At 58.7% G+C, this 12,157-nt stretch carries 10 protein-coding genes; 4 read left to right on the top strand and 6 right to left on the bottom strand.

The features are described from left to right. The first annotated feature begins 10 nt into the window (after nt 1-10). Both QE432_RS04215 and QE432_RS04210 read left to right on the top strand, forming a co-directional pair. Nucleotides 11-1,099, top strand: a complete 1,089-nt coding sequence (locus tag QE432_RS04215; protein WP_306623420.1) for a D-TA family PLP-dependent enzyme — start codon at nt 11-13, stop codon at nt 1,097-1,099. A gap of 72 nt (nt 1,100-1,171) precedes the next feature. Then, nucleotides 1,172-2,650, top strand: a complete 1,479-nt coding sequence (locus QE432_RS04210; RefSeq protein ID WP_306623418.1) for a M81 family metallopeptidase — start codon at nt 1,172-1,174, stop codon at nt 2,648-2,650. A 12-nt stretch (nt 2,651-2,662) separates the two neighbouring features. Here QE432_RS04210 and QE432_RS04205 read toward each other — a convergent pair whose 3' ends face one another. The 6 genes from QE432_RS04205 to hutI form a co-directional block, all read right to left on the bottom strand. Further along, nucleotides 2,663-3,232: a HutD/Ves family protein gene (locus tag QE432_RS04205; protein ID WP_306623416.1), complete on the bottom strand. Its 570-nt coding sequence runs from the start codon at nt 3,230-3,232 to the stop codon at nt 2,663-2,665. 43 nt (nt 3,233-3,275) lie between these two features. Next, a complete protein-coding gene (locus QE432_RS04200) occupies nt 3,276-4,283 on the bottom strand; it encodes an alpha/beta fold hydrolase (RefSeq protein ID WP_306623414.1) in 1,008 nt (335 codons plus the stop codon). Nucleotides 4,284-4,528: 245 nt separating this feature from the next. After that, nucleotides 4,529-6,202, bottom strand: coding sequence for a urocanate hydratase (hutU, locus tag QE432_RS04195; protein WP_025595291.1), 1,674 nt, complete (start codon nt 6,200-6,202; stop codon nt 4,529-4,531). Next, nucleotides 6,199-7,017, bottom strand: coding sequence for an N-formylglutamate deformylase (hutG, locus tag QE432_RS04190; protein WP_111801869.1), 819 nt, complete (start codon nt 7,015-7,017; stop codon nt 6,199-6,201). Before hutG ends, hutU begins: the two co-directional genes overlap by 4 nt. A gap of 1 nt (nt 7,018) precedes the next feature. Then, the gene (hutH, locus tag QE432_RS04185; RefSeq protein WP_174027314.1) at nt 7,019-8,554 is read right to left on the bottom strand and encodes a histidine ammonia-lyase; all 1,536 of its coding nucleotides are present in this window, start codon (nt 8,552-8,554) and stop codon (nt 7,019-7,021) included. Then, entirely contained in the window at nt 8,551-9,810 is a 1,260-nt protein-coding gene (gene hutI / locus QE432_RS04180) for an imidazolonepropionase (protein ID WP_306623408.1), read from the bottom strand. The genes hutH and hutI overlap by 4 nt, the downstream gene beginning before the upstream one ends. A gap of 115 nt (nt 9,811-9,925) precedes the next feature. Here hutI and QE432_RS04175 point away from each other — a divergent pair, with 115 nt between their 5' ends. Together QE432_RS04175 and hutC are read left to right on the top strand one after the other, a co-directional pair. Further along, complete coding sequence (locus QE432_RS04175) at nt 9,926-11,272, top strand: formimidoylglutamate deiminase (protein ID WP_306623406.1); 1,347 nt, start codon at nt 9,926-9,928, stop codon at nt 11,270-11,272. Between the two features lie 48 nt (nt 11,273-11,320). After that, nucleotides 11,321-12,046, top strand: a complete 726-nt coding sequence (gene hutC, locus QE432_RS04170) for a histidine utilization repressor (RefSeq protein WP_025595286.1) — start codon at nt 11,321-11,323, stop codon at nt 12,044-12,046. Nucleotides 12,047-12,157 lie beyond the last annotated feature (111 nt).

The following is a 12,157-nucleotide window of genomic DNA, read 5'->3' as shown; positions in this document are numbered from 1 at the left end:
GCGTTTGACGATGACCTACCCCTGGCCTGACGAAGGCACCCCACTCGATGCGATCTCGACGCCGATGCCCGTGATCGATGAGGACCGACTTGCCGCCAATATTGCGCGGGCGCAGTCCTATCTTGATGAACATGACAAGGCTTTTCGCCCCCATATCAAGACGCATAAGATACCAGCCATTGCGAAGCAGCAGCTTCAGGCGGGCGCTATTGGCATCAATTGCCAGAAGGTCAGCGAGGCGGAAGTTTTCGCGGATGCCGGTTTCGACGACATTCTCATTACCTACAATATCCTCGGCGTGGCGAAACTCTCGCGGCTGAGGGCATTGAATGCGCGTATAAGGCAACTGAGCGTCGTCGCCGACAGCGCCGTGACGATTGCCGGCCTTGCCGGCACATTCGATACGGAAAGACCGCTTTCCGTTCTTGTCGAATGCGATACCGGCGGAAAACGCTGCGGTGTGCAGACCCCGGACGCCGTGTTGCAGCTTGCAGAAAAGATCGTCGCGGCACCGGGCCTCGATTTCAAGGGCATTTTGACCTATCCGGCACCCGGTGGCGCTGAAAAGGTGGAGAACTTCATTCGGGAAACCATGGCGTTGCTTGCTGAAAAGGGCATCGACTGCCCGGTTCGCTCCAGTGGCGGCTCACCGGATTTTTTCTCTGCTCACCTCGTTCCCTCCGCAACCGAATATCGGGCGGGCACCTATGTATATAATGACCGTTCGATGCTGCGTGCCGGACATTGCACCGCTGGCGATCTGGCAATGCATGTTCTTGCCACCGTGGTGTCGCGACCGACAGCTGATCGCGCTGTGCTCGATTGTGGCTCCAAGGCTTTGACCTCCGATCTCCTTGGGTTCAGCGATCACGGGCTGATTGAAGGGTATGAAGGCGCGAAAATCACGTCGCTTTCGGAAGAACATGCGGTGGTCGATTTGTCGGGCTGCACATCGGGCCGGCCGGAAATCGGTGAACTGGTCAAGGTTGTGCCGAACCACACCTGCGTCATCACTAATCTTTTCGACAGGATGGTCTTCCATCGAAACGGTATCGTGACGCGGGTGGAAGACGTTGCAGCACGCGGCACCGTCTGGTAACATTACCCGGCTAATTAAATTGCAAAAAAAGATGCTGCCGAAATGCGGGCATCGGCAACGAGAATAACAGTCATGCGCATATTCACGGCATCGCTTGCCACCGAAACCAACACGTTTTCACCCGTCCCGACGGACATGGACGCCTTTCGCGCGGCTTTTTACGCTGGGCCCGGCGAACATCCGGAAACGCCGACACTATGCTCCTCACCGGTACCAATTCTGCGCCGGCGCGGCAAAGCGGAAGGGTTTACGGTAATCGAGGGTACCTCCTGCTGGGCGGAACCGGCGGGGCTGATACAGCGCCAGACCTATGAAACGCTGCGCGATACGATTCTTTCCGAGCTTGCCGCCGCCCTGCCGGTCGATGCGGTAATTCTTGGTCTCCATGGCGCCATGGTCGCGCAGGGTTATGACGATCCGGAAGGCGATTTCCTGTCACATGTCCGCACGCTTGTTGGTCCCGACGTACTGATCGCGGCGGAATTCGATCCCCACAGCCATTTGACCCCTTTAAGGGTCGAAAATCTCGATATCATGGCGACGTTTCTGGAATTCCCGCATACGGATTTTGAGGAACGTGGTGAGCACGTCGTTGAACTGGCACTTCGCACCCTGCGCGGAGAAATCAGGCCGGTTATTTCCACTTTCGATTGCCGTATGATCACCATTTACCCCACCAGCCGCGAACCGATGCGTTCTTATGTTGACCGTTTGAAGGCTTTGGAGGGCAAGGACGGCGTGCTGTCTATTTCCATCATTCACGGTTTCATGGCAGGCGATGTACCAGATATGGGCACGCGTATCGTCGTCGTGACAGATAATGATAGGGCAAAAGGTGACGCACTGGCCGAAAAACTCGGCCATGAGCTTTATGCCATGCGCAAGTTGACTGCCATGCCGATGCTCGACACGGAATCGGGTCTCGACAAGGCTCTCGCCATTCGTAGTGAGCATCCGGATATGCCGGTCGTGGTGTCGGATATATGGGATAATCCCGGTGGCGGCGTTGCGGGTGATGCCACCCATATTCTGCGGCGCATGGTGGAGCGCGGCATGGACAATATTGGTGTGGCAACGATCTGGGATCCGATTGCTGTGTCTTTCTGTCACGCGGCAGGCGAGGGGGCGGAGATTGATCTGCGTATTGGCGGCAAATCCAGTCCCGAAGGTGGCGAGCCGCTCGATTTCCGGATCAGGGTCATGCGCACTGCAGAAGCAGGGTGGCAGAGTTTCCGAAACAGCCGCGTCACGCTCGGCCGCGCCGCCGTCGTTCGACCGGTCGGAACGGAAATCGATATCATTCTCATTACCAGCCGCACGCAAACTTATGAGCCGGATATCTTTTCCAATCTCGGCATCGATTTTGCCAGGAAAGACGTGCTGCTGGTGAAGTCCACCAACCACTTCCATGCGGGTTTTGCGCCGGTCGCTTCCGAGATCGTTTATATCGCCGCGCCCACTTCCTATCCGACCGATCCGGCCACAACCGCCTATCGCAAGGCAAGCCTCCAGCTATGGCCACGGGTGGCCGATCCGCTGGGGTTGGACTGAGGCTGCGACGCTTCAGATATCTTGTAGCGTGATCAGAAAGAATATGCCTTCACCATGATCTGAATCGATGGTGAAGGGCACGCTTTCCGTGATGAAAACGCTATCCAGCTTCTCCAGCCGGGCTGTGTCGTTGTTGACGGCGACCGTCAGAGGATCGAGCGCGAGGATCAGCCTTGTTCCCGTTGCCGCTTGCATCGAACAGCTGCCGGATAGTCTTTGCACGCTGTGGGCGAAGGACGAGCGGCGGGTCATGACGTTCAGGTCGACGATCGCGCCTTCCATCAAGGTGGCATCCACGGGAACATCGGCGGCAAAGGGCAGGGGGGTACTCTCCGTCGTCAGCGCCACCGGCTCATGACCCGAAATAGCGAGTGCAAGGCCGTTTCCCTCGATAATCGCAAGCGTGCGGTCTATGCCGGGGAAGCTGGAAAATGGTCCGTCCTGAGCAACGGTCGCCATGCTGACGCGCCAGTCGAATGCATCCACGGAAGCGCCCGGCGGATGGATGGCGATTTCCACCGTAACGCCGCCGCCATTTTTCCACGGCATGGTTTTGTATTCGGAAGCGCGTAATATTCTCATGTGATGTCCAGAATCGGGTCGTTAAGGGGGCGGGGGCGGAAGTTTACGATCCGCGATCATTCTTGATGCGTCGCTCAATCGTTTTTTGGACCGCCTTTAAATCGGATGGCCGGCCGGCAACCTTCTCGATCGCGGCAATGGCAAGGTCACTGGCGACATAGTCAGATTTATGCCCGAGATTGTGCACGACGATCAAAGTGGAGCCGCGAATATCTCTGGCGAGATGACGGGAATGCACCTCTGGCGAGACGATCGTGTCCGTATCACCGGTTATGATGACGGTTGGTGCCGTGATGCGCCGATACTCCGAGGAAGCTCCACGCGCCCATTCATTGAGAGCCGCGACCTCCTGCGCATTGTGCCGAAAGGCCCTGGGCCGCAGGGCCGCTACGGAATGCGTTGCTTCCACATAACCGGCGGGTCTGGAATTGGGTGCAAAAACACCGCGCGTTGCCTGATCCAATGCCAGGAGGCCGGCGGGCGGAGCAATGAAGGTGCTGAACAGCGGACCGGTAAAGGGCGCATTTGCCGCTGTGTAATACCAGGCGATGCCGCCCTCCCATGGATAGACAGCGGGAGAAAGGAATACGAGGCCCGCGACCATCTCCGGATGATTGACCGCAAGCGATGCCGCGATGGCGCCGCCAAAGGAATGTCCGACGATAATCGCTCTCGGGACGCCTCGCTTTTTCATAAGCTGGGCAATGGCGTCCGCCTGTCCATCCGGTAGAATATTTGCCTTGCCGCCGATATCCGAATTGCCGTGCCCTGGCCTGTCGACAAATAGCAGTTTTGCACGGCCTCTCAGCTTTTCGAGAAACGAAAACATCGGATCATAGAGACTGGCGCTTGCCCCGTGAATGAAGAGGATCGGCGGAAGCTCGGCGCTTTTTCCCGGCTCGACCAAGATGCTGTTTAGCTTGTAGCCGCCCACATCGATCCGCACGGGAACATTTTGCTGCTTTTCGGACGCCACGGCATTCGTAGCGGAAACCGGAAGAAGTGCCCCGAGCAGGAGGGTAAAGGCAAGCGGAAGGAACCTGTGCGCCATTCTTTGATCTACCATGTCCTTCATGCCTGCCTAACGGTTAGCGCGGCTTTCAAACGAGCATACAGTCGGTCGGTTAAAAACAGCAACGGAAGAAAGCCGCAGACAGACCAGAAGTTCCACCGGCCGCCGACAGCGGCGTCGAAACTGATGCGGCACCGCTGTCGGCACTGTACGATGGGTGGATCGCGGCTCTCTTCCCGGATCAGATAAACGGCGCAGCCTGAAGACTGCGCCGAGTTTTTTCTTTAGTTACCGAGAATGCCGGGCAGTCGCAGACCCTGCTCTTTTGCGCATTCCACGGCGATTTCGTAACCGGCATCGGCATGGCGCATAACGCCGGTTGCCGGGTCGTTCCACAGCACGCGCTCTATGCGGCGAGCCGCGTCATCGGTGCCGTCGCAGCAGATGACCATGCCGGAATGCTGGGAAAAGCCCATGCCGACACCGCCGCCGTGGTGCAGGGAAACCCATGTCGCGCCGGATGCGGTATTGAGCAGCGCGTTCAGCAGCGGCCAGTCGGATACGGCATCCGAACCGTCCTGCATGGCTTCGGTCTCGCGGTTCGGCGAGGCGACGGAGCCGCTGTCGAGGTGGTCGCGGCCGATGACGATCGGAGCGCTGAGCTCGCCGTTCTTGACCATTTCGTTGAAAGCAAGACCGAGACGATGGCGATCACCGAGGCCAACCCAGCAGATACGCGCCGGCAGGCCCTGGAAGGCGATGCGCTCGGCGGCCATATCAAGCCAATTGTGCAGGTGCTTGTTGTCGGGCAGCAGTTCCTTCACCTTGGCGTCGGTCTTGCGGATGTCTTCCGGATCACCCGATAGTGCCGCCCAGCGGAACGGGCCGACGCCGCGGCAAAACAGCGGGCGGATATAGGCCGGAACGAAGCCCGGGAAGGCGAAAGCGTTTTCCAGCCCTTCTTCTTTTGCCACCTGGCGGATGTTGTTGCCGTAGTCGAAAGTCGGAATGCCCATGTCCTGGAAGGCAATCATCGCTTCGACATGTTCGCGCATCGAGGCACGGGCAGCTTTTTCGACGGCTTTCGGGTCGCTCTCGCGCTTTTCCTTCCACTTGGCCATCGTCCAGCCCTTCGGCAGATAGCCGTTGATCGGGTCGTGCGCCGAGGTCTGGTCGGTTACCATGTCTGGACGGATGCCGCGGCGGACCATTTCCGGCAGGATTTCAGCGGTGTTGCCGAGCAGGCCGACGGACTTCGCCTCACCGGCGGCGGTCCAGCGCTCAATCATCTCCATCGCCTCATCAAGAGTTTCGGCGCGGGCATCGACGTAGCGGGTGCGCAGACGGAAATCGATCGAATCGGGATTGCATTCAATGGCAAGGCAGCAGGCACCGGCCATCACGGCGGCAAGTGGCTGGGCGCCGCCCATGCCGCCAAGGCCGCCGGTCAGAACCCATTTGCCTGTGAGATCGCCGTTATAGTGCTGGCGACCGGCCTCCACGAAGGTTTCGTAGGTGCCCTGCACGATGCCCTGGCTGCCGATATAGATCCACGAACCGGCGGTCATCTGGCCGTACATGGCAAGACCCTTTTTATCCAGCTCGTTGAAATGATCCCATGTCGCCCAGTGCGGCACGAGGTTGGAGTTGGCAATCAGCACGCGCGGCGCATCCTTGTGGGTGCGGAACACGCCGACCGGTTTACCGGACTGGACCATCAGCGTTTCGTCTTCGTTGAGGTCGCGCAGGGTCGCGACGATCTTGTCGAAATCCGCCCAGGTGCGGGCGGCACGGCCGATGCCACCATAAACCACCAGTTCGTGCGGGTTCTCGGCCACTTCAGGATCGAGATTGTTCATCAGCATGCGCAGCGGCGCTTCTGTCATCCACGATTTCGCGGTCAGCTCAGTTCCACGCGCAGCGCGGACGTCGCGGATATTGTGACGAGGATTGGTCATTTGGTTCCCCTTTTGGTGTGTGGGAGTGTCAGCGCAGTCGTTTCGATGCGCGTGAGAATGTCTTTCAGGTGGATACGAAGCTTGGTGGCCTTGGCGTCGTCATAGGCAAACGGCAGTGCCTCTGTCGTTAGATGGGTGGATTGCGCCAGTTCCATCTGGATGGCGTGCACGCCGGTTTCGGGCTTTCCGTAGTGGCGTGTCGTCCAGCCACCCTTGAAGCGACCGTTGAGAATGCTGGTGTAACCTTCTGCCGAAGCGGTCGCTTCGACCGCCATTGTCTCGATGGCTGGGTCGCAGGTCCTGCCCATATCCGTACCGATGTTGAAATCCGGCAGCTTGCCTTCGAACAGGAACGGGATATGCGAGCGGATCGAATGGCAATCATAGAGAATGGCGATGCCATGAATGGCCTTAACCCGCTCGATTTCCGCGGCAAGGGCCGCGTGATAGGGTGCATGAAACGTTTCCAGCCGAGAGACGATGTCGTCCTGATTCGGTTCCTGCCCCTCATTCCAGATCGATTTGCCGTCGAAATCGGTTTCCGGAACAAGGCCTGTGGTGTTTTGTCCCGGATAGAGGCTAACGCCTTCAGGATTGCGGTTGGCATCGATCACATAACGATGAAAGGTGGCGCGAACCGTCGTCGCGTCGGGGAGCAGATCCGCGTAGAGATCATGAATATGCCAGTCGGTATCGGCAAGCATCTTGCCGTTGTCGTTCAAGCGTTGCCAAATCGCTGCGGGAACATCGGTGCCGGTGTGGGGCAGGCCGAGAATGACGGGCGATGTGCCTTCTTTAATATCGAAGACGCGCATCTCACGCCTCCAGCTTCGGAAGAATGCCGTCGGAAATCACGGACACAAGAGCGCCGGTCGCAATAAGGTCGGATGCCGCCTTCAGATCGGGTGCCATATAACGGTCCTCTTCCAGTGAAGGGATCGCCTGACGCAGCACGGCGATTGCCTTTTGCAGCTCCGGGCTGGTTTTCAATGGCCCACGCAGCTCAACGCCCTGAACCGCCGAAAGCGCCTCGATGCCGAGGATGGCGAAAAGGTTGTCCGTCATCGGTAGCAGGCGGCGCGCGCCGTGGCAGGCCATGGAGACATGGTCTTCCTGATTGGCTGAGGTTGGCGTCGAATCGACTGAAGCCGGATGAGCCATCTGCTTGTTCTCGCTCATCAGCGCAGCGGAGGTAACTTCGGCAATCATCAGGCCGGAATTCAGCCCCGGTTTTTTCGATAAAAATGCCGGAAGGCCATAGGATAGAGCCGGATCGACAAGCAGCGCCACGCGGCGTTGCGCGATCGCGCCGATTTCGCAGATGGCAAGCGCCGTCTGGTCGGCGGCAAATGCCACCGGTTCAGCGTGGAAGTTGCCCCCGGATACGACGGAATTGTCGGAAAGCACCAGCGGATTGTCCGTCACGGCATTGGCTTCGATTTCAAGCGTGCGGGCTACCTGTCGCAGAATATCGAGGCAGGCGCCGTCCACCTGCGGCTGGCAACGGATGCAATAGGGATCCTGAACGCGCTCGTCGCCTTCGATATGGCTGACACGGATTTCGGATCCTTCCAGCAGGTTGCGCAGCGCAGCCCCCGCATCGATCTGGCCCTTGTGGCCGCGCAATGTGTGAATATCGGGATGGAAGGGAGCCGAAGAACCCATGGCGGCATCGGTGGAAAGCGCACCTGTTATCAGCGCTGCCTGTGCCGCGCGGTGAGCGCGGAAAAGACCGGCAAGCGCCAGCGCCGTCGAGGTTTGCGTGCCGTTGATCAGCGCCAACCCTTCCTTGGCGGCGAGCACGACCGGGGTCAGCCCGGCTCTAGTGAGAGCTTCGCCGGCGGGCAGAAGCGTACCTTCATAGAAAGCCTCGCCTTCGCCCATCATCACGGCGGCCATATGGGCAAGCGGTGCGAGATCGCCCGACGCTCCGACCGAACCCTTTTCCGGGATGGAAGGGATTACACCCTTTTCCAGCATGTCCTCGATCAGCCGCACCAGTTCCAGCCGCACGCCGGAGGCGCCGCGACCGAGCGAAATCAGCTTCAGCGCCATGATCAGGCGCACGACATTTTCCGGAAGCGCCGCACCGACGCCGCAGCAATGCGACAGGATGAGGTTACGCTGCAGCGTCGCCACATCGGCTGCGTCGATCTTGATTGAGGCGAGTTTGCCGAAACCGGTATTGATGCCATAGACCGGAGCGTTGCCGGCGGCGATCTCGGCGATGCGGGCCGCTGCTTTTTCTATGCCGGCATCGAACGAACGGTCGAGTTTCGCTCTGCCGTTATCCCAGTAGATTGCGGCAAGTTCAGCAAGGGTCACATTGCCGGGGTGAAGCGTGATAGTCATGGAGAAACCTTCTGTCCCTTGAAAATGCGGGCGTGGAGCGGGTTGAAGCCGATGCGGTAGACAAGTTCAGCCGGGCGTTCGATATCCCAGATGGTGAAATCAGCGGATTTTCCTGCTTCCAGCGTGCCGGTTTCCGCAAGCAGGCCGAGCGCCTTTGCGGCATTGCGTGTGGTCGCCGTCAGGCATTCCTCCACCGTCATGCGAAAAAGCGTGGCACCCATATTCATGGTCAGCAATAGGGAAGTCAGTGGTGAGGTGCCAGGATTGCAATCGGTAGCCAGCGCGATGTCAGTGCCTGCATCGCGCAGGGCCTGAACCGGGGGCAGCTGTTTTTCCCGGAGCGCGTAAAAGGCCCCGGGCAGAAGCACGGCCACCGTTCCCGCTTTAGCCAGTGCTTTTGCACCGGCCTCATCAAGATATTCCAGATGATCGGCGGAAAGCGCACCGTAGGATGCGGCAAGCTCCGTACCGCCGAGGTTGGAAAGCTGTTCGGCATGCAGCTTGACGGGGAGACCGTACTGTTTTGCCGCCTCGAAAACCCGGGTCATTTCCTCAACGGAAAAGGCGATGCCTTCGCAAAAACCGTCAACCGCATCCGCCAGTCCTTCCGCATTGGCTTTTTCCAGCCCCGGCAGAACCACGTCCATAATGTAGTCGGCGTTACGGCCCTTATATTCGGCCGGTGTCGCATGCGCGGCCAGGTAGCTGGTGACGATTCTAACGGGCCGTAGTGTCTCAAGTTTGCGGGCGACGCGCAGCATTTTCAGTTCGGTTTCGATATCTAGACCGTAACCGGATTTTATTTCGAGGGTTGAGACACCCTCCGCCAGAAGCGTATCCAGACGGGGCAATGCCTGTGCCACCAAAGCCTCGTCCGAGAGGGCGCGCGTGTCGCGTACCGAAGAAACGATGCCACCGCCCGCTTTGGCGATCTCCTCATAGGTCGCGCCATTGAGGCGCATTTCGAATTCCATGGCGCGGTTGCCGCCGAAGACCAGATGTGTGTGGCAGTCTATCAGGGCCGGAGTGATCCAGCGTCCCTCACAATCGGTTATCTCGTCGGCCGTTGCCAGGTCGGCGGGCAGATCGCTTTCAGCGCCGGCAAAGACGATGCGGTCGTTGCGTATGGCAATGGCAGCATTTTCGATAGCGCCGATGCCTTCCATGGTAGGATCAAACGTCGCCAGCCGGGCATTGCGCCACAATGCGGTAGTGTCACCCGTCGCCATTCCCTTTGTATATTTGTTCCCTGGCATTTGCTTTTCGCCTTTCTTTTATGTGCCAAATGTATATACATAATAATCACGTTGGCAAGCCGCAATTTCGTATGCGACGTCGCCTTGTCAGAAGAGATCAAGAGGAGAGGGTGGCATGACGGTAATTCACGCGGGCGCAGCACTTCTGGCCGATGGGTGGGTGCAAGATGTTCGCATCCACTGCGTGGGCGGTGCTGTTTCATCCGTCGAAACCGGTGTTTCTCCGCAGCCGCAGGATGAACGGCATGCCGTTATCGTGCCGGCGATGCCCAATCTCCACAGCCATGCCTTTCAGCGGGCCATGGCAGGGCTTGCGGAAATTCGCGGACCTGCCGATGACAGCTTCTGGAGCTGGCGCACGGTCATGTACAAATTCGCTCTGTCGATGACACCGGATCATGTCGAGGCCGTTGCTGCCCAGCTTTATATGGAAATGCTGGAAGCCGGTTTTGGACGGGTCGGTGAATTTCATTACCTGCATAACGATATGGATGGTTCGCATTACGGCAATATCGCCGAAATGGCCGAACGTATCGGTGCCGCCGCCTCGCAAACGGGTATCGGCCTGACTTTGCTGCCGGTATTTTATGCGCATTCCGGTTTCGGCGGTCAGGCGCCGATCGACGGTCAGAAACGTTTCATCCATTCGCTCGATAGTTACGAAAGGCTCATGCAGGGCGCCCAAGCCGTGGTGAATGGGCTTCCGGGTGCAACGCTCGGCATCGCGCCACACAGTCTCCGTGCCGTAACTGGTGAAGAACTGGCGGCGATCGAACCGCTGGCGAAAGGCGGCCCGATCCACATTCATGTGGCGGAGCAGGTCAAGGAAATCGAGGACTCGCTCGCCTTTTCAGGTGCGCGGCCGGTGGAGTGGCTTTTGCAGAATGCGCCGGTCGATGAGCGCTGGTGCCTTATCCATGCGACGCATATGACAGAAGCCGAAACTCGCCGCATGGCAAAAAGCGGTGCCGTTGCCGGCCTTTGCCCCATCACCGAGGCCAATCTTGGCGACGGCATCTTCCCCGCTCCCGGTTTCATCGCGGAAGGCGGCCATTACGGTGTCGGTTCGGATTCCAACATTTTGATCTCCGTGCCGGAAGAATTGCGGATGCTCGAATATTCGCAGCGCCTGTCGCTTCGGGCGCGAAATGTCATCGCCGATGCCGGCCGTTCCACGGGCGAGAAACTGTTCCAGCAGGCGCTTCAAGGCGGTGGCAGGGCGCTGGATTCAAAAAATCAGATAGAAGCGGGAAAAAGCGCTGATTTTGTCGCGCTTGATTGCTCGGCCATTCCCCATCTTCCGGCATCCCAGATTCTCGACCAGTGGATGTTCGCGAGTAGCGTCCATGTCGATACCGTCTGGGTGCGCGGTAAAAAACTGGTGCAAGCGGGCCGACACGTCCATCGCCGCGAAATATCGGATCGCTTCAACAAGGTCATGGCCGAACTTGTCGATAGCTGATATGCGCTCGATAGGAATGACATCGAGCCGTTGGAAGGCATTGCGGACGTGACGAAAGCATCGGCCGGGCAAACCCTGCACCAGCGTATCCTCGGTGATATCGAGGGCCGGATCGTATCGGGCGAATGGCCGCCGGGTCACCGGTTGCCTTTCGAGGTTGATCTCGCCGCCCACTACGATTGCTCCCGCATGACCGTGAACAAGGTCATGGGCCAGCTTGTGAAGGCCGGCTTGATCGAGCGCCGCAAGAAATCCGGCAGTTTCGTCCGCCAGCCGCAGATCCAGTCCGCGGTTCTCGAAATCCACGATATCAGGGCGGAAGTCGAATCCCTTGGCCTGGAATATGGCTTCAAGGTTCTGAAGCGCACGCAGCGTGTCGCAAAGCGTGAGGATCGGACAAGTCTCGATATTGCCATTGGTACATCGCTGCTCGATATCGTCTGCATTCATTTTGCGGGCACGCGGGAATTCTGTATCGAGCAGCGTCTCGTCAATCTGGCAACCGTTCCCGATGCCGCTGAAATCGACTTCACGGAGATTGCACCCGGACCCTGGCTGCTTGGCCATGTTCCTTGGAGCAATGCCGAACACCGCATCAGTGCCGAAACGCCTTCGAAAGATGTGGCACGCCTGTTGGGTATCTCCGACAGGCAGGCCTGCCTTGTCGTGGAGCGGCGCACATGGAGCAATTCGGGTGCCGTAACCTATGTACGCTTCACCTATCCCGGCAATGCGCACGCTCTGGTCGCCCGTTTCAGCCCGTCTTCCGAATAAGACTGGGAAGGGCGCAATGCCTGCAATGCCCAAGAGAGCGCCCTCGTCGTGGTAGGAAAAGTCCTAGCTCCCGTCATGCAGCTCCGAAACGTTAAAATCTGTTAGTTTGTA

This window comes from Agrobacterium sp. SORGH_AS_0745, assembly GCF_030818995.1.
Taxonomy (GTDB): domain Bacteria; phylum Pseudomonadota; class Alphaproteobacteria; order Rhizobiales; family Rhizobiaceae; genus Agrobacterium; species Agrobacterium tumefaciens.
Note: the sequence above shows the minus strand (reverse complement) of the source record. Positions and strands in the feature narration are given on the sequence as shown.